Origin of the sequence: Isoptericola sp. NPDC058082, assembly GCF_042885055.1 — a bacterium.
Classification (GTDB): Bacteria; Actinomycetota; Actinomycetes; order Actinomycetales; family Cellulomonadaceae; genus Isoptericola.
In genome coordinates this window covers 14348-37853 of record NZ_JBHVSQ010000023.1, presented here as the reverse complement: position 1 = coordinate 37853, position 23506 = coordinate 14348, and the positions used below count along the sequence as shown (strand labels likewise).

General features: G+C 73.5%; 15 protein-coding genes. 9 read left to right on the top strand and 6 right to left on the bottom strand.

The features are described from left to right. The first annotated feature begins 10 nt into the window (after positions 1-10). A complete protein-coding gene (locus ACFVS0_RS20245) occupies positions 11-964 on the top strand; it encodes a co-chaperone YbbN (protein ID WP_430552032.1) in 954 nt (317 codons plus the stop codon). 22 nt (positions 965-986) lie between these two features. Here the strand turns inward: ACFVS0_RS20245 and glgB are convergent, their stop codons facing one another. Continuing rightward, entirely contained in the window at positions 987-3206 is a 2220-nt protein-coding gene (gene glgB, locus ACFVS0_RS20240; protein WP_430588969.1) for a 1,4-alpha-glucan branching protein GlgB, read from the bottom strand. Between the two features lie 103 nt (positions 3207-3309). On the opposite strand from glgB, the gene ACFVS0_RS20235 reads away from it, so the two are divergent. Continuing rightward, on the top strand, positions 3310-4323 hold the full coding sequence (locus ACFVS0_RS20235) for a LacI family DNA-binding transcriptional regulator (RefSeq protein WP_430562805.1): 1014 nt from the start codon (positions 3310-3312) through the stop codon (positions 4321-4323). On the opposite strand, the gene ACFVS0_RS20230 is transcribed toward ACFVS0_RS20235, so the two are convergent. Then, positions 4320-6452 carry an alpha-galactosidase gene (locus ACFVS0_RS20230; RefSeq protein WP_430588968.1) on the bottom strand — a complete coding sequence of 711 codons (2133 nt, stop codon included), beginning with the start codon at positions 6450-6452 and terminating at the stop codon, positions 4320-4322. The genes ACFVS0_RS20235 and ACFVS0_RS20230 overlap by 4 nt on opposite strands. Next, the gene (locus tag ACFVS0_RS20225; RefSeq protein WP_430562807.1) at positions 6449-7717 is read right to left on the bottom strand and encodes an ROK family protein; all 1269 of its coding nucleotides are present in this window, start codon (positions 7715-7717) and stop codon (positions 6449-6451) included. The genes ACFVS0_RS20230 and ACFVS0_RS20225 overlap by 4 nt, the downstream gene beginning before the upstream one ends. A gap of 129 nt (positions 7718-7846) precedes the next feature. Here ACFVS0_RS20225 and ACFVS0_RS20220 point away from each other — a divergent pair, with 129 nt between their 5' ends. From ACFVS0_RS20220 to ACFVS0_RS20190, 7 genes are all read left to right on the top strand, one after another. Next, positions 7847-9541, top strand: coding sequence for an ABC transporter substrate-binding protein (locus ACFVS0_RS20220; protein WP_430562808.1), 1695 nt, complete (start codon positions 7847-7849; stop codon positions 9539-9541). 39 nt (positions 9542-9580) lie between these two features. Further along, positions 9581-10570 carry an ABC transporter permease gene (locus tag ACFVS0_RS20215; protein WP_429735193.1) on the top strand — a complete coding sequence of 330 codons (990 nt, stop codon included), beginning with the start codon at positions 9581-9583 and terminating at the stop codon, positions 10568-10570. Between the two features lie 14 nt (positions 10571-10584). Further along, complete coding sequence (locus tag ACFVS0_RS20210) at positions 10585-11652, top strand: ABC transporter permease (protein ID WP_430562809.1); 1068 nt, start codon at positions 10585-10587, stop codon at positions 11650-11652. Next, a complete protein-coding gene (locus tag ACFVS0_RS20205) occupies positions 11649-12575 on the top strand; it encodes an ABC transporter ATP-binding protein (RefSeq protein WP_430562810.1) in 927 nt (308 codons plus the stop codon). Before ACFVS0_RS20210 ends, ACFVS0_RS20205 begins: the two co-directional genes overlap by 4 nt. Continuing rightward, positions 12572-13498, top strand: coding sequence for an ABC transporter ATP-binding protein (locus ACFVS0_RS20200; RefSeq protein ID WP_430588967.1), 927 nt, complete (start codon positions 12572-12574; stop codon positions 13496-13498). The genes ACFVS0_RS20205 and ACFVS0_RS20200 overlap by 4 nt, the downstream gene beginning before the upstream one ends. Further along, a complete protein-coding gene (locus ACFVS0_RS20195; protein ID WP_430588966.1) occupies positions 13495-15534 on the top strand; it encodes a beta-galactosidase in 2040 nt (679 codons plus the stop codon). The genes ACFVS0_RS20200 and ACFVS0_RS20195 overlap by 4 nt, the downstream gene beginning before the upstream one ends. 65 nt (positions 15535-15599) lie before the next feature. Beyond that, positions 15600-18173 (top strand): glycoside hydrolase family 2 protein, encoded by a 2574-nt coding sequence (locus ACFVS0_RS20190; RefSeq protein WP_430588965.1) that lies wholly within the window; start codon positions 15600-15602, stop codon positions 18171-18173. Here ACFVS0_RS20190 and ACFVS0_RS20185 read toward each other — a convergent pair. The 3 genes from ACFVS0_RS20185 to ACFVS0_RS20175 are packed head-to-tail and all read right to left on the bottom strand — an operon-like array spanning position 18157 to position 23429. Further along, the gene (locus ACFVS0_RS20185) at positions 18157-19557 is read right to left on the bottom strand and encodes an aminoglycoside phosphotransferase (protein ID WP_430586082.1); all 1401 of its coding nucleotides are present in this window, start codon (positions 19555-19557) and stop codon (positions 18157-18159) included. The genes ACFVS0_RS20190 and ACFVS0_RS20185 overlap by 17 nt on opposite strands. Next, a complete protein-coding gene (gene treS, locus ACFVS0_RS20180) occupies positions 19554-21329 on the bottom strand; it encodes a maltose alpha-D-glucosyltransferase (protein WP_430588964.1) in 1776 nt (591 codons plus the stop codon). The genes ACFVS0_RS20185 and treS overlap by 4 nt, the downstream gene beginning before the upstream one ends. Positions 21330-21353: 24 nt before the next feature. Further along, positions 21354-23429 carry a maltotransferase domain-containing protein gene (locus ACFVS0_RS20175; RefSeq protein WP_430552045.1) on the bottom strand — a complete coding sequence of 692 codons (2076 nt, stop codon included), beginning with the start codon at positions 23427-23429 and terminating at the stop codon, positions 21354-21356. Positions 23430-23506 lie beyond the last annotated feature (77 nt).

Here is a 23506-nt window from a genome sequence, read left to right as displayed (position 1 = left end):
GATGGCGCCCATGACCAACCCCACGCCCGACCCGACCTTCAGCACGCGTGGCGCCGTCGACCTGTCGGCGCTCAACCGCCCGCAGTCGCCGCCCCCGGGGGAGCCCGGTGGGGCGCCGTCGGCGGGCGGCTACGTGCTGGACGTCACTGACGCGAACTTCCAGCAGGTGGTGCAGGACTCGACCACGTACCCCGTGGTCATGCTGCTGTGGATCCCCACCGACAAGGCCAACGCCGACCTCGGCGAGCTGCTGGGTCGGCTCGCGGAGGAGTACGCCGGCAGGTTCCTGCTCGGCCGTCTCGACGCGCAGGCGTACCCCCAGGTGGCCGCGGCCTTCCAGGTGCAGGGCGTGCCGACCGTCGTCGCGGTGCTGCAGGGCCAGCCGCTCCCGCTGTTCCAGGGCGCGGCGCCCGAGGAGCAGGTGCGCGGCGTGCTGGACCAGGTGCTGGCCGCGGCCGAGCAGAACGGCGTCACGGGACGCGCCCCGGCCCAGGGCGCCGAGGGCGAGGAGCCCGCCGAGGCCGCCGACCAGGAGCCGGTCGAGGAGCCGCTGCCGCCGCTGCACCAGGAGGCGTACGACGCGATCGAGCGCGACGACCTCGACACCGCCGTCGCCGCGTACGAGAAGGCGATCAAGCAGGACCCGAAGGATGCCCTCGCGGTGGCCGGGCTCGCGCAGGTGCGCCTGCTGCAGCGCACGCGCGGCGTCGACCTCCAGACGGCCCGGACCGCGGCGGCCGACGCCCCGGCCGACCTCGACGCGCAGCTGGGCGTGGCCGACATGGACATGCTCGGCGGCAAGGTGGAGGACGCCTTCGCCCGGCTGCTCGAGCTGCTCCCCGGTGCCGACGCGGACGCCAAGGAGAAGCTGCGCGTGCGGCTGGTCGAGTACTTCGAGATCGTCGGCCCCACCGACCCCCGCGTGGTCAAGGCCCGTCAGCGCCTGGCGATCAGCCTCTACTGACGGCTCTACCTGACCGGCGGCTCTACCGATCGGCGGGTCGCAGCACCAGCGCGCCGAGCGGCGGCACCCGCAGCGTGACGGAGTGCCGCCGCCCCTTCCACGGCACGTCCTGGGCGTGCACGCGGCCGAGGTTGCCGACGCCGGAGCCGCCGTAGACCTCGGCGTCCGTGTTGAGGACCTCGTCCCAGGCGCCGCCGTCGGGCAGTGCGAGCCGGTAGCCCTCGTGCGGGACGCCCGCGAAGTTCACGACCACGACGACGGGGGCGCCGTCGGCGGACCGGCGCACCCACGAGAGCGTGTCGTGGTCGGCGTCGTCGGCGTCGAGCCACTCGAAGCCGGCGGCGTCGAAGTCCCGCTCCCAGAGGGCGGGCGTGGCGCGGTAGACCGCGTTGAGGTCGCGCACCAGGCGCTGCACGCCGGCGTGGCCCGGGGTCTCGAGCAGCCACCAGTCGAGGCCGGAGCCCTCGTCCCACTCGGCGTCCTGCGCGAACTCCTGCCCCATGAACAGCAGCTGCTTGCCCGGGTGGGTCCACTGGTAGGCGAGGAAGGCGCGCACCCCGGCGAGCTGCTTCCACCGGTCGCCCGGCATGCGGCGCAGCAGCGAGCCCTTGCCGTGCACCACCTCGTCGTGGCTGATCGGCAGCACGTACTGCTCCGAGAACGCGTAGACCAGCGAGAACGTCAGCTCGTGGTGGTGGTAGCGCCGGTACATCGGGTCGTGCGCGACGTATCGCAGGCCGTCGTTCATCCAGCCCATGTTCCACTTCAGCCCGAAACCGAGCCCGCCCGCGTCGGTGGGCCGGGTGACGCCGGGGAAGGCCGTGGACTCCTCGGCGATCATCATGACGCCGGGGGAGCGGCGGTAGGCGGTGGCGTTGGCCTCCTGCAGGAACGCGATGGCCTCGAGGTTCTCCCGCCCGCCGCGGACGTTCGGCTCCCACTCGCCGGGCTTGCGCGAGTAGTCGAGGTAGAGCATCGACGCCACGGCGTCCACGCGCAGGCCGTCGGCGTGGAACTCCTCGAACCAGTACGTCGCGTTGGCGACGAGGAAGTTGCGCACCTCGCGGCGGCCGAAGTCGAAGACGAGCGTGCCCCAGTCGGGCTGCTCCCCGCGGCGGGAGTCCGGGTGCTCGTACAGCGGGCCGCCGTCGAACCGCGCGAGCGCGAACTCGTCACGGGGGAAGTGGCCGGGCACCCAGTCGAGGATGACGCCGACGCCGGCCCGGTGCAGGCGGTCCACGAGGTAGCGGAAGTCGTCGGGGTGCCCGAACCGCGCCGTCGGCGCGTAGTAGCCGGTCACCTGGTAGCCCCACGACCCGCCGAAGGGGTGCTCCGCCACGGGCAGCAGCTCGACGTGGGTGAAGCCCTGCTCGACGACGTACGCGGTGAGCTCCTCCGCGAGCTCCCGGTAGCCGAGACCCGGCCGCCACGAGCCCAGGTGCACCTCGTAGACGCTCACCGGGCCGGAGTGCGGGTCGGTCGCCGCGCGGCGTGCCATCCACTCGCCGTCCGACCACTCGTACGCCGAGTCGACGACGACCGACGCCGTCGCGGGCGGCACCTGGGTGCCCTTGGCGAGCGGGTCGGCCTTGGCCCGCCACACGCGGTCGGCGCCCAGCACCTCGAACTTGTACCGGGTGCCCTCGCCCACGCCGGGCACGAACAGCTCCCAGACCCCGCTCGCGCCGAGCGAGCGCATCGGGTGCACCGTGGTCCAGCGGTTGTGGTCGCCCACCAGCCGCACGCCCCGGGCGTTCGGTGCCCAGACGGCGAACGCCGTCCCGTCGACGTCGCCCAGCGCGCTCGGGAACCGGCGGGGGTTGGCGCCGAGCGCCCGCCACAGCTCCTCGTGCCGGCCCTCGGCGATCAGGTGCAGGTCCACCTCGCCCAGCGTGGGCAGGAAGCGGTACGGGTCGTCGACGGTCTGCACGTCGTCGTCGTACCGCGTGCGGACCCGGTAGTCCGGCGCGTGGCGCCCGCCGCCGGCGTCCACGCCCGCCGGCACCACCGACTCCCACACCCCCGCGGCCACGTGCCCGGCCGGGTGCTCGCCGTCCGTGGTCACGACGGTCACCTCGTCGGCCAGCGGCCGCAGCACGCGCACGACCGCCCAGGCCCGGTCGGCCGGCGTCCCCGGGTCGTCCAGCAGGTGCGGACCGAGCACGGTGTGCGGGTCGTGCAGGGTGCCCTGCGCGAGGGCGGTCAGCACCTCGGGGTCGACGGGCGGTGGCGACGGCGTCATGCGCCCACGATTCCACGGACGTATGTCGGGCGCGTTCCGACGCGCGGCCCGGCGCGGGCAGCGGCCCGGCGAGGCATACCATCCTGCTCGGGAAGGAGAGCGGATGGCTCGGATCACGATCGCGGACATCGCCCGACGGGCCGGTGTGTCCACGGGCGCGGTGTCCTACGCCCTCAACGACCGCCCGGGCGTCTCCGACGAGACCAGGGCACGGATCCTCGGGGTCGCGGCGGAGCTCGGGTGGGTGCCGAGCCAGGCGGCCCGGGCGCTGTCCGGCGCCCGGGTGGAGACGATCGGCCTGGTGCTCGCCCGCGCTCCGGAGACCCTGGGCTTCGAGTCGTTCTACATGCAGTTCATCGCGGGCATCGAGCAGGTGCTCACGGAGCGCTCGTACGGGCTGCTGCTGCAGGTCGTGCCGGACATGGAGGCCGAGACCCAGGCGCACCGGCGCTGGCACGCCGCCCGCCGCGTCGACGGCGTGATCGTGGTCGACCCCCGCAAGGACGACCCCCGGATCGCGGCGCTGTCGGAGCGCGACGCCCTGCCCGCCGTCGTCGTGGGCGACCCCGAGTTCGCGGGGAACCTGCCCGCCGTGTACACCGACGACGCCACGGCCCTCCGCGAGTGCGTGCGCTATCTCGCCGGGCTGGGGCACCGCAGGATCGGCCGCGTGTCCGGCACGGAGGGCTTCGGGCACACGACCATCCGTGACGTGGCGTTCGAGGACGAGGCGAGGCGCGCGGACGTGGACGCCCGGGTGGCGCGGGCGGACTTCACGCCGGACTCCGGCGCGGCCGCCACCCGCTCCCTGCTGGAGGCGGACGACCCCGTGACGGCCGTGATCTACGACAACGACGTCATGGCGTTCGCCGGCCTCGGGGTCGCCCACGGGCTCGGGGCACGTGTGCCCGAGGACGTCTCGCTGGTGGCCTGGGACGACTCGCCGCTGTGCCAGGCGGCCTACCCCCAGCTCACCGCGCTCAGCCACGACGTGACGAGCTACGGGGCGCACGTGGCCCGGCGGCTGTTCGAGCGGATGGCCGGGGCCGAGGCGCGGGCGTACCGCGACTCGACCCCGACGCTCACGGTGCGAGGGAGCACCGGCCCGCCGGCCTAGGCCGGCGCGAGGTGCAGCACGAGCGCCTGGACGGGCCACAGCGTCGGCAGCTGCAGCCCGACCTCGGTGAGCACCCGGCCGGGGAGGGTGACCGGCCCGTCGCCGAGCCAGCCCGGCGTGACCCAGCCCCAGCGCGACTCCCCGACCTCGTCCCGCAGCCGCACCGTGTACCGCCGCTCCGGGTCGAGACCGTCGATCCGCAGCCGCTCCGCGAGCGCCTCCTCGGGCGACGCGACGGTCGCGACGGTGACGACGGCCTCCGACCGGTCCTGGGCGACCACGGTGCGGACCCGGAGGGCGGGGTCGGCGGTGTCGGGGTGCCGCACGGTGCCCGTGTGGAGAAGGCCTCGGAGCTCCTTGTAGAGCGCCGAGAACGCGGTGATCCGGGCGGTCTCCTCCGGGGTGCAGCCGAGGATGTCCCACTCGAATCCGGCCGAGCCCTGCAGCGACGTGGCGATCCGGTACGACAGGTCGGTGGCCCGTCCGGAGGAGTGCGCGGGCGAGGGCCCGACGTGCGCGCCGACAAGCTCGGGGGGCAGCACCAGCTCGGTCCAGCGCTGGATGTCCTGCCGCTCCACCGGGTCGTTGGAGTCGGAGGCCCAGACCCGGTCGGTGCGGGCGAGGATGCCGAGGTCGGTGCGCGCCCCGCCGGAGGAGCAGGACTCGATCTCCAGGGCGGGGTGGTCCTGCCGGAGCCGGTCCAGGAGCCGGTACGCGGCGAGCGTCTGGGCGTGCGTGCCGGGCGCGCCGTCGTGGACCGGCTCGACCAGGTCCCGGTTGTGGTCCCACTTGACGAAGTCGACGCCGAGATCCGTCACGAGCGCGGAGATCTGCCCCCGGACGTGCTCCCACGCGTCGGGGTTCGCCAGGTCGAGCACGTACTGGGTACGGAACGACAGGCCGTCGGGGGACGGCACGGAGGCGGGGTTGGCCAGGATCCACTCGGGATGGCGGCGCGCGAGGTCCGAGTCGAGGTTGACCATCTCCGGCTCGAACCACAGGCCGAGCTGCATCCCCAGGCCGTGCACCAGCTCGGCGAGCGGCTCGAGGCCGTCGGGCCACGCGCCGCGGTCGACCACCCAGTCGCCGAGACCCTTGGTGTCGTCCCGGCGCGCGGGGAACCAGCCGTCGTCGAGGACGAAGCGCTCGACCCCCACCTCCGCCGCCCGCCGGGCGAGCGCGAAGAGGCGCTCGGGGTCGTGGTCGAAGTACACCGCCTCCCAGGTGTTGAGCACGAGCGGCCGGGGCGAGCGCGGGTGCCGGGGGCGGGCGCGCAGCCAGGTGTGGAACCGTGCCGCGACGCCGTCGAGGCCCTCGTCCGACCAGGCGAAGTACGCCGTCGGCGCGCGGTACGACTCGCCGGGCGCCAGGACGAGCTCGCCGGGCCGGAGGAGCTCTCCCGCGCCGAGCAGCGAGACGTGCTCGGTGACCCGGTCGACGCGGTGGCGCACGTCGGCGCTCCAGCCCAGGTGGATGGCCCACACCCGGCCCGTCCCGGCGCGGGGCGCGCCCTCGGAGGCGATCGTCACCCACGGGGCGTCGTGGCCGCCGCGACCCCGGCGGGACTCGCGCACCGTGGTCCCGCGCGGCATCGGGGTCGTGAGCGGAGACTTCTCGCGCGTCCACCGCCCGCCGAACGTGGTGAGGTGGTCGGCCGTCTTCGGCACGGTCAGGGTCGCCTCGAGCCAGGCGACCTCGAGCCGGTCGGCGCCGTCGTTGACGAGCTCGTGGTCGAGCGTGACCAGTCCCCCCGGGCCGACCTCCACGCGGGTGCGCAGGGTGAGGTTGCCGGCCGCGTCGGTGGCCGTGACGACGGCGGTCGTCTCGTCTGGGCGGTCCACGGAGGACTCCCACCGCGGGTACACGGGGAGGCCGGCACGCGTGACGAGCAGGCCGGGGCGGCCGGACCAGCCGTCGGACTCCTGCGGCAGGAGCGGCAGACGCCAGGCGGCGTCGAGGGTGCCGGGCGGCGTCTGGCGGCTGGTGGCCCGGAGGAGGGCCTCGGCGGCGGCGTCGTCGAGCGGACCGAGGTCCGCGCCCCAGTGCACGACGGCGGGCAGGCCGCGCGCGGGCAGATGGAGGACGAGGGCGGTCCCGTCGCGGTGCAGGACGTGGTGGGCGGTGGTCACAGGGCTCCGATCGTGGCGGGCTGGTCGGGTTCGAGGTCGGTCGAGGGTCGGGGTCGGGCGCGCCCCAGGGGCAGGCCCGCGTCGGGTGCGCCGCGCAGCACGGTGAGGGCGCCGCCGACGGCGGCGACGGTGGCGACCTGCCCGGAGAGCGCGACCCGAGGCGGGCTGAGGGTGCGGCTGAGGGCGTGCTCGGACAGCGCCGCGCCGACGACGTGGCGGTACAGGGGGCCGGCCGTCGCGAACGCCGGGCCGGCGAGCAGCACGGTGTCCACGTCGAAGAGGTTGACGAGGACGGTGGCCGCCTGGCCGACCCTGCGGGCGGACCGGGTGAGCAGGTCGGTGGCGTCCGCGTCGCCGTCGCGCGCGGCACGGGCCACGCGCTCGAAGTCGGCGAGCGCGTCCTCGGCGGGTCCCCGCACGCCCCAGCGCTCGGCGACACCGCCGTGGGCCAGGGCCTGGGTGACGACGGCCGCCGGGCCCGCCTCCGCCTGCGTGCACCCACGGTTGCCGCAGACGCAGGCGGACCGCGCGTCCGGGAGGGGGACGTGGCCGATCTCGACCGCGTTCGAGGCGCGCCCCCGGTAGGCGACGCCGTCCACGACGACGGCCCCGCCGATCCCCGAGGCCATGTAGACGAGCCCGAACGTCTCGGTGTCGAGGTCTCGCGTCCACAGCTCGCCCACGGCCGCCGCGGTCGCGTCGTTCTCCAGCAGGACGGGCAGCCCCAGCCCGGCGGCCAGCCGCGCCGTCAGCGGGAACCTCTCCCAGGCTGGCGTGGGCTGTGCGGTGAGCAGCATGCCCCGCTCCCGGTCCTGCGGACCGTGGGTCACGAGGCCGACGCCGAGCACACGGTCGCGCGGGACGCCGGCGCTGGTGAGCAGGTCGCCCACGTGGTCGACGAGCGCCCCCACGGTCCGGTCGGGCGAGCGCCGCCCGGAGCCCCGCAGCCCGGCGCTCGCGACCGTCGCGCCGGCGAAGTCGACGACCACCGCCGTCGTGGTGGTGAGGTCGACCTGGATGCCGACGGCGTACCCGGCGTCCGCCGTGACGCTCAGCAGGCGGCGCGGCTGGCCCCTGCCGCGATGCTGGACACCGGTCTCGTGCACCAGCCCGAGGTCCAGGAGCCCCCGGACCACGTGCGTGACGGTCGGGGAGGTGAGCCCGGAGAGCCGGGCCAGCTCCACGCGGCTGATCGACCCGCGGGTCCGCACGAGATCGAGCAGACGGCGCGACGAGACGACCTGCGCGACGCCGTCCAGCAGCATGTATCGCCTCCTTGCGTGAGTGACCTACGGCACTTGACCGCTTAAGTTAACCATGGCAAGAATACCCACGAGCGCCGACGACGGCGCCGCTGGAGCCGGCTCTGGTGCCGGCACGAGAAAGGACCGCAGATGTTCCTCAGGACAGGAATCCGTCGGCGTGGCGCGGTGCTCGCCGGCGTCGCGGCCCTCGGTCTCGCCCTCGCGGCGTGCTCCGGGGGCGGCTCGGACGGCAGCTCGGGCGGCTCGGGAGGTGGCGCGAGCAGCACGCTCGTCGCGTACACCGGCCAGGCCGGCGACTACCAGATCAACTTCAACCCGTTCTCGCCCTCGAAGATCGGTGGCCTCGGGACCATCTACGAGCCCCTCTTCTTCTACAACAAGGCGGAGGTGCGGGACCCGGTGCCCCTGCTGGGCACCGAGCAGGCATGGAACGACGACGGCACGGAGCTGTCCGTCACGCTGCGCGAGGGTGTCACCTGGAGCGACGGCGAGCCGTTCACCGCCAAGGACGTGGAGTTCACCTTCACCCTCCTCAAGGACAACCCGTCGATCAACAGCGGCGGCTTCGACGGGACGGCGAAGGCCGTCGACGACACGCACGTGACGTTCACGTTCGAGCAGCCGGCGTTCGTCAAGGGGCCGGACGTGATGAACACGCCGATCGTGCCCCAGCACCTGTGGAAGGACATCAACCCCGTCGAGGACGTCATCGAGGAGCCCGTGGGCACCGGCGCCTACCTGCTCGACGACTTCAAGCCGCAGGCCTTCACCTACAAGGCGAACCCCGACTACTGGGGCGGCGAGCCCGAGCTGAAGAACATCCGCTTCCTGGCGCTGTCGGGCAACCAGGCGGGCGCCGACGCGATCGCGGCCGGCACGGTCGACTGGCAGACGGGACCCATCCCCGACATCCAGAACACGAACAAGAACTTCCCCAGCTACGACGCGTTCACGCAGTGGCAGAACCAGATGGTGCTGTCCACCTGCTCGAGCACCGAGATGGGTTGCGAAGGACCGCAGACGGATCCCGCCGTCCGCAAGGCGCTGTACTACGCGATGGACCGCACCCAGCTCAACAAGCTGGCCTTCATGGAGACCGCGAACGAGATGTCCCCGGTCTTCACGCTGACCCCCAGCCAGGACGCGTTCGTCTCGGACGCGGTCACCGAGAAGACCGCCCCGATGTCCGCGGAGCCCGACAAGGCGGCACAGCTGCTCGAGGACGCGGGCTGGGCGAAGGGCTCCGACGGCATCTACGCGAAGGACGGCGAGAAGCTCACGCTGACGGTCGAGGTCGTGACCGGGTGGACGGACTACATCACCGCCCTGGACACGATGGCCTCCCAGGCGAAGGCGGTCGGGATCGACCTGCAGACGGCGCAGTCGTCGTGGAACGAGTGGACGGAGAAGAAGGGGTCGGGCAAGTTCGAGCTCGCCATCGACTCCCTCTGGCAGGGGCCGGCGCCCGACCCGTTCTACCTCTACAACTACTTCTTCGACTCCGGCTCGGGGGCGAAGGTCGGAAAGTCCGCGGGGAACAACTACTCGCGGTACTCGAACCCCGAGGTCGACAAGGCGCTCGACGAGCTGGCGAAGCTCCCGCTCGACGACGCGGCCGCACGGCAGCCGTACTTCGACACGATCCAGGCGCAGATCCTCGAGGACATGCCGTACGTGCCGATCCTCACCGGCGGCACCACCAGCGTGTGGAACACCGCGAAGTTCACCGGTTGGCCCTCCGAGGACGACCTGTACGCGTTCCCGGCCGTGTGGTCCGCGATGGACGCCGCCGAGATCTTCAAGAAGATCCAGCCGGCCGGCTGACATGACCCGAGACGTCGTCCCCGAGGAAAGCACCCTGCCGTGAACTACTTCCTGCGCAAGATGGGCTTCTACGTCGTGGCGCTGTGGGCCGCGCTGACGTTGAACTTCGCGATCCCCCGGCTTCTCCCGGGCAATCCGGTCGACATCCTGCTCGCCAAGCTGCAGCAGCGTGGCGGGACGGTCACGCCCGAGACCCGCGAGGCATACGCGCTCCTCCTCGGGGGCGACGACTCCCAACCGTTGTGGAACCAGTACGTCGACTACCTGAACAACCTCGTCCACGGCGACCTGGGCGTGTCGGTCAGCTACTACCCGGCGCAGGTCACGGACGTCATCGCGCAGTCGCTGCCGTGGACGGTGGTCCTGGTGGGCATCGCCACCGTGATGGCCGCCGTCCTGGGCGTGACGCTCGGGGCGTTCGTCGGGTGGAAGCCCGGCACCTGGCTGGACTCGCTGATCCCGGCGACCACCCTCCTGGCCGCGGTGCCGTACTTCTGGCTGGCGCTGATCCTGGCGTACTTCCTGGCCCGCGTGCTCGGCTGGTTCCCGCTGCAGGGCGGCTACGACGTCGTCCTGGACCCCGGCTGGAACGCCGAGTTCATCCTCTCCGCCATCCACTACGGCGCCCTGCCGGCGCTGACCATCGTGCTCGCCTCCGTGGGCGGCTGGTTGCTCGGGATGCGCAACATGATGGTCTCCACCCTGTCCGAGGACTACGTGCTCACGGCCGAGGCCAAGGGTCTGTCGCCCCGCAAGGTGCTGCGCTCGTACGCGTCGCGCAACGCGGTGCTGCCGTCGGTCGCCGGCTTCGCGATCTCGCTCGGCTTCGTGGTCTCCGGGTCGGTGATCACCGAGCAGGTGTTCTCCTACCCGGGCATCGGCGGCCGGCTGCTGGGGGCCGTGACCAACAACGACTACGCGCTCATGCAGGGGCTGTTCCTCGTCATCACGCTCGCCGTGCTCGGCGCGAACCTCGTGGTCGACCTGCTGTACGGCCTGATCGACCCGCGCACCCGAGCCCGGTCCTGAGAGGAGGCACCGTCATGACGAACCTGAGTCCTGCGAACGAACCGTCCCTCGTGGACGAGGCCGAGGCCGAGGAGGTGGCGCGCGACCGCGCCGGCGGCGCGCCGCGCTCCGGCTGGCGCATGCTCCTGCCCACGATGACGCCCTGGCTGGCCGTCGGCCTGGTGCTGGTCGGCGTCATCACGCTCTTCGGCATCTTCGGCCCGTACCTGGTGGGCGACCCGCGGCAGATCCGCGACATCGGGCTGACGCCGCCGTCGGCCGACTTCCTGCTCGGCACCACGCAGACCGGCCAGGACGTGCTCGCCCAGCTGGCGTACGCGACCCGCGGCTCGCTGCAGATCGGCCTGCTGGTCGGCGTGCTGGCCACCGCCCTGTCCGCGTTCTTCGGCATCTACGGCGCCTACCGCGGCGGCTTCGCCGACGAGGCGTTCTCGCTGCTGTCGAACGTCTTCCTGGTCATCCCTGGGCTGCCGCTCGTGATCGTCATCTCCGGCTTCGTGCCGCGCGAGAGCCGCGGGCTGTGGACCATCGCGATCGTGCTGGCGGTGACGAGCTGGGCCGCGTCGGCGCGGGTGCTGAGAGCCCAGACCCTGTCCGTGCGCCACCGTGACTACGTGGCGGCGTCGAAGGTCTCGGGCGAGAAGCCGTGGCGCGTCATCGTCGTCGAGATCCTGCCGAACCTCCTTCCGGTGATCGCGTCGCAGTTCGTCTTCGCGGTGATCGCGGCGATCCTCGGCGAGGCCGGGCTGTCGTTCATCGGCCTGGGGGCGTCGAACTCCTCGACGCTCGGCACGATGCTCTTCTACGCGCAGAACGGCTTCGCCCTCTCGCTCGGGGCGTGGTGGTGGTTCGTGCCGCCGGGCCTGATGATCGCCCTGTTCGGCATGGGCCTGTCGCTCATCAACTTCTCGATCGACGAGATCATCAACCCCAAGCTCAAGAACCTGCGCCAGCACCGCAGGCGGGCCCGCAAGGCCGCCCGCCTCGAGCGCGAGCTGGCCCGCGCGCACCGCCGGTCGCGCCCGCAGGAGCCGGACGCGGTCCGCGAGTCGGACGGCGCGAAGGAGGTGTCCGCGCGATGACGACGACCCTGGTGAAGGACGAAGGGACCGCCGCCCGCGGCGGCCGGACGGAGCCGGTCCTCACGGTCTCGGACCTCACGGTGGTCTACGAGGTGGAGCAGCCGGTCACGGCGGTGAAGGACGCGAGCCTCACGCTGCACCGCGGGGAGATCCTCGGCCTCGCCGGCGAGTCCGGCTGCGGCAAGACGACGCTCGCCTACGCGGTCAACCGGCTGCACCGGCCCCCGGCGCGGATCGCGTCCGGGAGCATCACCTTCCACGACCGCGACGGCACGGACGTCGACGTGCTCGCCCTGGAGGACTCCGCGCTGCGCGCGTTCCGCTGGGACAAGCTGTCGATGGTGTTCCAGGGCGCGATGAACGCCCTCAACCCGGTGACGACCGTGCGGGCACAGTTGCGGGACACGCTGCTGGCCCACCGGCCGGGCACGCCGCGGGCCGAGGTGCGCCGCCGGTCGGAGGAGGTGCTGACCCGCGTCGGCGTGGACCCGCGGCGCCTCGGGTCGTACGCGCACGAGCTGTCCGGCGGGATGCGCCAGCGCGTCATGATCGCGATGGCGATGCTGCTGGAGCCCCAGATCATGATCATGGACGAGCCGACGACGGCGCTCGACGTCGTCGTGCAGCGCGACATCCTGCGCGAGATCGTGCGGCTGCGCGACGAGCTCGACTTCGCGGTCGTGTTCATCACCCACGACCTGCCCCTGCTGCTCGAGATCAGCGACCGGATCGCGGTCATGCTGGAGGGCGAGATCGTCGAGCTCGACACCGCGCAGCGCCTGTACCGCGAGGCGCGCCACCCGTACACCCGCAAGCTCCTCGGCTCGTTCCCGAGCCTGTCGGGGGAGCGGGGCGGCTTCATCCGCAGCGGCGTCGACGACTTCGCCGAGCCCGCCGCCACCCCCGAGGAGGACCGCGCATGACCCGTGTCCACGTGTCCGACCTGGTCAAGGACTACTCGATCCGCTCGGGGCTGCGCCGGTCGCGGCTGCGCGCCGTCGACCACGTGAGCCTCGACCTGGTTCCCGGGCGCACGGTCGCCCTGGTGGGGGAGTCGGGCTCCGGCAAGTCCACGATCGCGAAGATCCTCACGCGCATGGAGAAGCCGACGTCGGGGACGGTCGACGTCCGCCTCGACGACGACACGCCGGTCCAGGGGTCGCTGTACCGGCGCCAGGTGCAGATGGTCTTCCAGGACCCGTTCGCCTCGCTCAACCCGTTCCACTCGATCGAGCACCACGTCGCCCGTCCGCTGCGGATCCACCAGCGCACGCGCACGGCGCAGGAGACGCACGAGCGCGTGGTCGAGATGCTCGAGCGGGTCAACCTCACGCCCGCCGAGGACATCGCCTCGCGCCGGCCCCACGAGCTGTCCGGGGGCCAGCGCCAGCGTGTCGCCATCGCCCGGGCGCTCGCCCCGGGCGCCCAGGTGCTCATCGCCGACGAGCCCGTGTCGATGCTCGACGTGTCGATCCGGCTCGGCGTCCTCAACCTGCTCGGGCGCCTGCAGCGCGAGGACCGCCTGGCCGTCCTCTACATCACGCACGACCTGGCCACCGCCCGGCACTTCTCCGACGAGATCGTCGTGCTGTACCGGGGCCGGGTCGTCGAACGTGGACCGGCGGACGCGGTGATCCTCGACCCGCACCACGACTACACCAAGCTGCTCGCGATGGCGGCGCCGGACCCCGAGCGGGTCGACCGCGTGACCCTCACCCAGGAGGGCACGGACCGCGGCGCGATCGACAACAGCGTGTGCTTCGACCACTTCGCTGGTGAGTGGCAGGAGGCCGGTGTGCCCGCGGCGCAGGCGCGCGGCGGCGCGGCCGCGCGGGGCACGTCGTGACGGCTGCGCCCCCCGGGGCCCAGACGCGCTGGCCCACGGACGGCCTGGCCTACGGCGGCGACTACAACCCCGAGCAGTGGCCGCGGGAGGTGTGGGACGAGGACGTGCGCCTCATGCGCGTGGCCGGGGTCAACCTCGTGACCCTCGGGGTCTTCGCCTGGGGGACCGTCGAGGTCGCCGACGACGTCCGGGACTGGTCGTGGCTCGACGACGCGATCGAGCTGCTGCACGCCCACGGGATCGCCGTGGACCTGGCCACCCCCACGGCGGCGCCGCCGAGCTGGCTGCTCGCCGCGCACCCCGACATCGCGCCCGTGCTCGTCGACGGGTACCGGGAGCCGGCCGGAGGGCGCAACGCCTGGTGCCCCGAGTCGACCGTGTACCGCCGGTACGCGCTGCGGCACGTCGACGCCCTCGCCCGCCGCTACGGAGACCACCCGGCCGTGCGCCTGTGGCACGTGGGGAACGAGCTCGGCGGCGGCAACGCCCGCTGCTACTGCGACGGCTCCGCGGCAGGGTTCCGGCGGTGGCTGCGCGACAGGCACGGCAGCCTCGACGCCGTGAACGCGGCCTGGGGCACGGCGCAGTGGGGGCACCGCTACGGGACGTGGGACGAGATCATGCCGCCGCGCGGCCGCCACGGCGCCCCGAACCCCGGGCTCTTCCTCGACTACGAGCGGTACTCCTCGGACGCGCTGCTGGCGCACTACCTGGCGGAGAAGGAGGTCCTCGAGCGGCACTCGTCCGCGCCCGTCACGACCAACCTCATGGTCGGTGCCGGCGCGCAGGTCGTCGACTACGCGTCGTGGGCCCCGCACACGGCCGTCGTCTCCAACGACCACTACACGCTCGTCGGTGACCTTCCGGCCGGAGACCGCGAGCACGACCTCGCCTTCGCCGCCGACCGGATGCGCGGGATGTCCCCGGGGCGACCGTGGCTCCTGATGGAGAGCTCCACCGGTGGCCCGAGCTGGCAGCGCCGCAACCGTGCCAAGGACCCCGGGGAGATCGTGCGCCACTCCCTCGGTCACGTGGCCAGGGGGTCGGACGGCGCGATGTTCTTCCAGTGGAGGGCCTCGCGGGCCGGCGCCGAGCAGTTCCACTCGGCGATGCTCCCGCACAGCGGCACCCGGTCGCGGGTGTGGCAGGAGGTCGTGGAGCTGGGTGGCCACCTGCGCTCGCTCGCGGAGGTCGCCGGGACGGTCGTCGAACCCGCCCGCGCCGCGATGGTGGTCGACGACCCCGCCGGGTGGGCGCTCCAGCACGGCCTGATGCCGCATCGCGAGCTGTCCTACGGCCGGGAGCTCCGGGCGTGGCACCGGGCCCTGTGGGACCGGCAGGTGGTGTGCGACGTCGTTCCGCCCGGAGTGCCGCTCGACGGCTACGACCTCGTCGTCGTGCCGACCCTCCTGGTCGTCGACGACGACGCAGCGGCACGGCTCGCCTCCGTCCCCGCGCGTGGCGGCACCCTGCTGGTGACCTATCTGTCCGGCGTCTGCGACGACGACGGACAGGTCCGCACCGGCGGGTTCCCCGGCGCGTTCGCCGACGTGCTCGGCGCCTGGAGCGACGAGCTCTACCCGCTCCAGGAGGGACAGGCCGTCCGCCTGGACGACGGCGGCGAGGCGACCGAGTGGACCGAGCGTGTCCACCTCGACGGGGCGGAGGCCGTGGTCCGGTACTCCTCGAGCTCGCTCGCGGGCGGGCCGGCCGTGACCCGGCGCGAGATCGGCGACGGCGCCGCCTGGTACGTCTCGGCGGCCCTCGGCGCCGACGGCGTGGGCCGCGTCGTCGACCGGCTCGTCGCGGACACCGGGGTGCCGCGCGTCCTCGACGCGGCGCCCGGGCTCGAGGCGGTGCGCCGCCGGGGCGACGACCGCTCCTACCTCTTCCTCCTCAACCACACGGGCGACGAACAGAAGGTCGCCGCCGCCGGGCACGACCTGCTGACCGGGGCGGAGGTCGGGCCGCTGACCACCGTGCCCGCCGGCGGCGTGCGCGTGCTGCGCGAGCCGCGCCGTCCGGCGTCCGACTGAGCCACCTGCGACCCTGACCGGGTCGGCACCCAGCGAACTCCCTGCGAACCACGAAGGACTCCGCCATGACGCACCTCCCCACGACCTTCCGCGCCCTGCACCAGGGGTGGAGCCTGACCGCCGCCGAGCTCGCGGCCGACGCGCCCGACGGCGTGGCATCGGCGCTCGCGGGCGGGATCCCGGCAGCCGTGCCCGGCGAGGCGCACCTCGACCTGCACCGCGAAGGACTGATCGACGAGCCGTTCGACGGCGACAACGAGGCGGCGCAGCAGTGGATCGGCGACACCTCGTGGCGGTTCGCGACGACGTTCGAGTGGCAGCCGGGAGACGCGGCGCGGCACGACCTCGTCGCGCTCGGCCTCGACACCGTGGCATCGGTGGAGCTGAACGGGGTCGAGCTCGGGCGGACCGAGAACATGTTCCGGTCCTTCCGGTGGGACGCCCGTGGCGCGCTGCGCGAGGGCGACAACTCCTTGGCCGTCACGTTCGCCGCGCCCGTGCCCGAGGCGCTGGCCCGCGCCGAGCGCGACGGGGTGCTGCCGTCGACCAACCATCACGAGTACAACCAGCTGCGGAAGATGGCCTGCTCGTTCGGATGGGACTGGGGCATCGACGTCGCCGGCGCGGGCATCTGGAAGCCGATCGGCCTCGACTCCTGGTCGGGCGTGCGCGTCGTGTCGGTCCGTCCGCTCGTCGACGTCGTGGCAGGGTCGGACGGCAGCCCGGAGGGCGTCCTGACGACGCACGTCGAGATCGAGCGCGACGGCACGAAGGCTGCCGGCGACGTGCCCGTGCGTGTGCTGCTCACCGACCCCGAGGGCCGGTCGACGGAGGCGGAGGGCGTCGTGCCGGCGGGGGAGACCACCGCCGTGGTGACCGTCCGCGTGCCGGACGTGCGTCTCTGGTGGCCGCTGGGTCACGGCGACCAGCCCCTGTACGGCGTGGAGGTGTCCGCGTCGAACGGGACCGACGTCGCGGAGTGGGCCGGGCGGGTCGGGTTCCGTACCGTCGAGCTGGACACGACGCCCGACGACTCCGGCGCGCCGTTCCTGCTCAAGGTCAACGGCGAGACGGTGCTCGTCCGCGGGGCGAACTGGATCCCCGACCACGCGTTCCTCACGGAGGTCGACCGCGGCCGGTACGCGCGCCGGGTGGACGACGCCCTCGAGGCGAACGTCAACCTGCTGCGGGTGTGGGGCGGCGGCATCTACGAGTCGGACGACCTGTACGACCTCGCCGACGAGCACGGCCTGCTCATGTGGCAGGACTTCCCGTTCGCCTGCGCGGCGTACAGCGAGGACGAGCCGATGCGCGCCGAGGTGGAGGCCGAGGCCCGCGAGAACGTCACGCGGCTCAGCCCGCACCCGTCGCTCGTGATCTGGAACGGCAACAACGAGAACACCTGGGGCTCGGTCGACTGGGGCTGGGCCGGCCGGCTGGGCGGCCGCGCGTGGGGCGACCTGTACTACCGCGAGCTGCTGCCGGGCGTGCTCGCGGAGCTGGACCCCACGCGCCCGTACTCGCCGGCGAGCCCGTACTCGTTCGGCGACTACCGGCACCCGAACGACGAGCGTTACGGCACCATGCACATCTGGGACGTGTGGAACCGGGAGGACTACTCGGTCTACGCCCGCTACCGGCCCCGGTTCCTGTCGGAGTTCGGCTTCCAGGGGCCGCCCGCCTGGTCGACGCTCACGCGCGTGGTCCACGACGAGCCGCTCGACCCGTTCGGCCACCAGATGCTCGTGCACCAGAAGGCACACCTGGGCAACGCCAAGCTCGAGCGCGGCTGGCAGGGGCACCTGCCCGACCCGGCGACGATCGAGGACTGGCACTGGACGACCCAGCTCAACCAGGCGCACGCCGTGCGCTTCGGGATCGAGCACGTGCGGTCCCTCACGCCGCACAACACCGGCGCGATCATGTGGCAGCTCAACGACAACTGGCCGGTGGTGTCGTGGGCTGCGGTCGACCACGACGAGCACCGCAAGCCGCTGTGGCACGCCCTGCGCGCCGCGTACGCGCCCCGGCTGGCCACCTTCCAGCCGCGGGCGTCCGAGGCGGCGCGGGCCGCCACGTGGGAGGGGCTGGAGCCGGCGCCCGACACCGTCGCGCTGGTCGTCGTCAACGACACCGGCGAGCGCCTGGCCGGGACCTGGACGGTCACGCGCGAGGCGCTGGACGGGTCGGTCCTGGCCAAGGCGACCGTCGAGGTCGACGCGCCCGCCCGCGGCGCGGCGACGGTGACGGTCCCCGTCGAGGTCGCCACGTTCGACGACGCGGCTGCCGAGGTGCTCGTGGCGACGGCCGACGACCCTGAGTCCGGCGTGGCGACGGCCCTGCGGCACGGGGCCGAGGTCGTGGACCAGCGGCTCGACCCGAACCCGCTGCGGATCGAGTCGTCGCCTGCCCCCGGGGGCTGCGAGCTGCGGCTGACCGCGACGTCGCTCGCCCGTGACATCTTCTGCCCGGTCGACGTGGTGGACCCGGCGGCACGCGTCGACGTCGGGCTCGTCACGCTGCGTGCGGGCCAGAGCGTGACGCTCCGGATCACCTCGCCCGGGGGCGACCCGGAGGAGTTCGCCGCCGCCGTGCGCACGGCGAACGACCTGCTGGGTGGGGTCAGCGCGGCCGGGTGAGCACGCGGTCGACGGCCGACAGGGGGATGTGCACCCAGGTCGGCCGTTGCCGCGTCTCGTACACCACCTCGTAGAGCGCCTTGTCCAGCACGAGGGCGGCGAGGACGGCGTCGGCGGTGGGCGGGTCGAGCTCCGGCGGGCGGCGGGTGGTCAGGCCGCTCACGGCCGCGGAGGTGTCCGCCGACTGGCGGTAGCGGGCGAGGAAGGCGTGCACGGCCTCCGCCTCCCACCACGGGTCGGGCGCGCCGCCGACCGCGGCGGCGTACGCGAACGAGCGGACCATGCCCGCGACGTCGCGGAGCGGGAGGTCGGGGGCGGTGCGCTCGGCGGCGGGTCGCTGCGGCTCGCCCTCGAAGTCGAGGAGCTTCCACCCGGTCTCGCCGTGCAGGGCCTGGCCGAGGTGCAGGTCGCCGTGCACGGTCTGCAGGCGCAGCCGCGGCAGGCGGGCCTGCAGGTCGTCGAGGAGCGCGTCGATCGCGGGGGCCCGGACCGCCAGGCCCGGCGCCTCGGAGACGGCGAGCGCCGCCCGGTCGCGCAGGCCCCCGACGAACGTCGCCGGGTCGAGCAGCGGACCGGGCGGCATCGCCTGGCGCAGCACCGCGTGCAGCTCCGCCACGACGCGGCCCAGGTCGGCGGCGAGGTGCGCGAACGACTCGCCGCGGCCGGCGTGCTCGCAGGCCAGCTCGAACCCGTCGCGGGCGCGCGGCACCAGCTCGCCGACCACGGCGAGGGCGGTGGTCGTGCCGGGGGCGGTGGCCACCTGGAGGGCGCCGAGGAAGCGCGGCACGCCGTCCCAGCCGGCGCGGGTCAGGGCGCGGGGCACGACGACGTCGGGGTGCGGCCCGGGGGCCACGGTGCGCAGGATCTTGAGCATCCCGCCGGTGCCGTCGGGCGAGGGCACGCCCGGCAGCACGACGCTCGTGTTCGACTGCTCGCCGGCGACCACGCGCCCGCCCGCGACGAGCGCGTCGGCCGCCACGCCGTCGCCCACGCCGGCCGCCCGCAGCAGGGCGAGCCAGCAGGCGGGGTGCGCGCCGCCGTCGTGCACGGCGACGTCGCCCGCGGCGGTGCGGACGTCGGCGACGAAACCCGGGCCGCGCGCGGCCGGGTCGGTGAGCACGAGCGGCACCTGCGCGACCACCTCGCCGCCCGGCACGCCCGGGCCGCGCAGGCGCACGAGGAGGACGACGACGTCCGCCCCGTCGGGCTCGTCGAGGTCACCCGGGGTGTCGTCGTCGAACGTCACCGCGAGCCACGGCTCGACCCGCACGCCGGCGGCGCTCGCGCCGCCCGCGGGGAACCACCGTCGGCCGGGCAGCCAGGCCGCGAGGAGCTCCCCGACGCTCGGGTCGGGCACTCCCGCGGCCGGCCGCACGGCGGTCATGCCGGCTCGTCCCCGACGGTCTGCGGTGCGGGCGGGGTGAGGAGCAGCCAGTAGAAGTCGCGCGACCCCCACGTCATCGACACGGTGCCGTCCGGGCCGACGTCGGGGAAGCGGGCGCCGCCGAACAGGTCGGTGAGCGTCCAGCCGGCCCGCCCCGGCACCCGCACGAGGGACGACCGCGCCGTCGCGGACAGGTTCGCCGCCACGAGCAGCGTCTCGTCCGCCGAGGTCCGGGTGAACGCGATCACGGCGTCGTCGTCGGCCTCGAGAGGCGCGAACGCCCCGGTGCCGAACGCGGGGTGCAGCCGCCGCACCGCGAGCATGCCGTGCACCCAGTGCAGCAGCGAGGACGGCTGCGCGAGCTGCGCCTCGACGTTGACGTGCTGGTAGTGGTGCACCAGCGACTGCACGAGCGGCAGGTACAGCTTGCCCGGGTCGGCGGTGGAGAAGCCGGAGTTGCGGTCGGGCGTCCACTGCATCGGCGTGCGCACGGCGTCCCGGTCGGGCAGCCAGATGTTGTCGCCCATGCCGATCTCGTCGCCGTAGTACAGGCACGGGCTGCCCGGCAGGCTGAGCAGGAGCGCGTGCGCCAGCTCCACCTCCTTGCGCGAGTTGTCGAGCAGCGGCGCCAGGCGGCGTCGGATGCCGATGTTGGCGCGCATGCGCGGGTCCGGCGCGAACCACCCGTACATCGCCGCCCGCTCCTCGGTCGAGACCATCTCGAGGGTGAGCTCGTCGTGGTTGCGCAGGAACGTGGACCACTGCCCGCCCGGCGCGGGGATGTCCGGCGTGTCGGCGAGGATGTCGAGCAGGGGCCGCGCGCGCTGGTCCCGCATGGCGTAGTACACCCGCGGCATGACGGGGAAGTGGAAGCACATGTGGCACTCGGGCTCGTCCGCCGTGCCGAAGTAGTCCACCACGTCCTGCGGCCACTGGTTCGCCTCGGCCAGCATGATGCGGCCGGGGAACTCGTCGTCGATCATGCGGCGCACCCGGCGCAGGAACGCGTGCGTCTCCGGCAGGTTCTCGCAGTTGGTGCCCTCGGCCTCGAACAGGTACGGCACCGCGTCGAGGCGGAAGCCGTCCACCCCGACCCCCAGCCAGAACCGCGCCACGTCGAGCATCGCGTCGACCACGCGGGGGTTCTCGAAGTTGAGGTCCGGCTGGTGGTGGAAGAACCGGTGCCAGAAGTACTGCCGCCGCACCGGGTCGAACGTCCAGTTCGACGTCTCCGTGTCGACGAAGATGATGCGCGCGTCCTCGTAGCGCGTGTCGTCGTCGGACCACACGTAGAAGTCGCCGTACGGGCCCGCCGGGTCCGACCGCGACGCCTGGAACCACGGGTGCTGGTCGCTGGTGTGGTTCATCACGAGGTCCACCACCACGCGGATGCCGCGCGCGTGCGCCGCCTCGATGAGCTCCGTGAAGTCCGAGATCGTGCCGTACTGGCTCGCGATCGACGTGTAGTCGGCGACGTCGTACCCGCCGTCGCGCAGCGGCGACGGGTAGAACGGCGGCAGCCACAGGCAGTCCACGCCCAACCACTGGAGGTAGTCGAGCCGCTCCGTGACGCCGCGCAGGTCGCCGGTCCCCGCCCCGCCCGTGTCCGAGAAGGCCCGGACGATGACCTCGTAGAACACGGCCGTGCGGTACCACTCCGGGTCCTCGGACAGGCCCGGCTTGTCCAGGGGCGGCGGCGCGGGCTGCGGCCGGGTGGGCAGCGCCTGCACCGGCACCTGGCGCGTGACCGGGCGCGGCACCTGGGGCGTCATCGGGGCCTGCTCATGTCGGCCCCGTCATGCCAGCCCGATCGTCAGGACGTGGGCCACCTGCTCGCGCGGGTCGAGGCGGACGTACGGGTGGGCGCCCCACGGGAAGGTGGCGCCGGACAGCTCGTCGTGGGCGACGAAGAACGGCTGGTCCTCGACGCCGTCCGGCCGCGTGAGCCCCAGCGCCTCCAGGTCGAGGAACAGCGTGGACTCCTGCGTCGTCCACGGGTCGAGGTTGAGCACGACCAGCACGACGTCGTCCTGCGTGGCGCCCGGTCGGCCCGCGGCGGGCAGGTGCTCGGCCCGCACGCGCCGCGAGAACGCGACGACCTGGTCGTTCGTCGTCGGGTGCACCGTGAGGTCGCGCAGCTGCCGCAGCGCCGGGTGGGCGCGCCGGACCTCGTTCAGCCGCCGCAGCAGCGTCGAGACGCCGACGACGTCGGCCTGCGACCAGTCCCGCGGCTTGAACTCGTACTTCTCGTTGTCGATCTGCTCCTCGACGCCCGGGCGGGGCACGTTCTCCACCAGCTCGTACCCGGAGTAGACGCCCCACGTGGGGCTGCCGAGCGCCGCCAGCACGGCGCGCACCGCGAAGCCGGCCACGCCCCCGTGCTGCAGGTACGGGGGCAGGATGTCGTGCGTCGTGGGCCAGAACGACGGGCGCAGCACGGAGCCCTGCGGCCCCGAGACCTCCTGGAGGTACTCCTCGACCTCCTCCTTGGTGTTGCGCCAGGTGAAGTACGTGTACGACTGGTGGAAGCCGATCCGCGCCAGGGTCTGCATCATCGCGGGCCGCGTGAACGCCTCCGACAGGAAGATGACCTCGGGGTGCGCGGCGTGCACCTGCGCGAGCAGCCACTCCCAGAAGTCCAGCGGCTTGGTGTGCGGGTTGTCGACGCGGAACGCGCTCACCCCGCGGTCGATCCACAGCAGCACGATCCGCAGGATCTCCTCCGACAGCCCCTGGGGATCGCGGTCGAAGTTCAGCGGATAGATGTCCTGGTACTTCTTCGGCGGGTTCTCGGCGTACGCGATGGTGCCGTCCGCGCGCACGGAGAACCACTCGGGGTGCTCCGTGACCCACGGGTGGTCGGGCGAGCACTGCAGCGCGAGGTCCAGCGCCACCTCCAGGCCCTCGGCGCGGGCGGCCGCCACGAAGGCCCGGAAGTCCCGCTCCGTGCCCAGGTCGGGGTGGATCGCGTCGTGCCCGCCGTCGGGGGAGCCGATCGCGTACGGGCTGCCGGGGTCGCCCGGCTGCGGGTCCAGGGTGTTGTTGCGGCCCTTGCGGAACGTCGTGCCGATCGGGTGCACGGGCGTGAGGTAGACGACGTCGAAGCCCATCTCCGCGATCGCGGGCAGCCGCTTCGCCGCCGTGGCGAACGTGCCCGACCGCCAGGTCCCGTCCTTGCGGCGCTTCGCGCCCTCCGAGCGGGGGAACATCTCGTACCAGCTCGCCGCCAGCGCCAGGGGACGGCTCACGCGCAGCGGGTACGCGGCGCTCGCGGTCACCAGGTCGCGCAGCGGCGCGCGGCGCAGGGCGTCCTTGACCGCGGCCGTCATCGCCATCGCGAGGCGGGCCTCGGGCGGGCGCGTGGCGTCGGCCAGCTCGCGGGCCGCGGCCTCCAGGACGGCGGCGTCCGCGGCGGAGCGGGTCGCCTGCAGCCCCGGCGCGACGATCCGCTCGAACAGCAGCCGCCCCTCCGCGAGCACGAGGTCGACGTCCTGACCGGCGTCGAACTTGATCACCGCGTCGTGGGACCAGGTGCCGTACGGGTCCGACCACGCCTCGACGCGGAACGACCAGTCGCCCGTGGGGTCCGACGGAGCGTCGGGCTGGAGGAACCCGCGGAACCGGTCCAGCCCGGGCGCGACGTCGGACATCGGCGCGGTGGAGTGCACCGTGCCGTCCGGCGCGAGCAGGACGGCGGTCGCCCCGACGGCGTCGTGCCCCTCCCGGAACACCGTCGCCTCGACGGGCACCACCTCGCCGACCGCCGCCTTCGCCGGCCAGCGCCCTCCCTCGACGACGGGGGAGAGCTGCAGGACGGGGATCCGTCCGATGGGCGCGTGCGGCGTGGGCTGCGGAGACGTCACGGCCTCCACGCTAGCCAGACGGTCAGCCCGGCGCGCGCCCAGGTCGCGGCGAGGGCTCGAGGTCGATGTCCCGGACCTCGATCTCG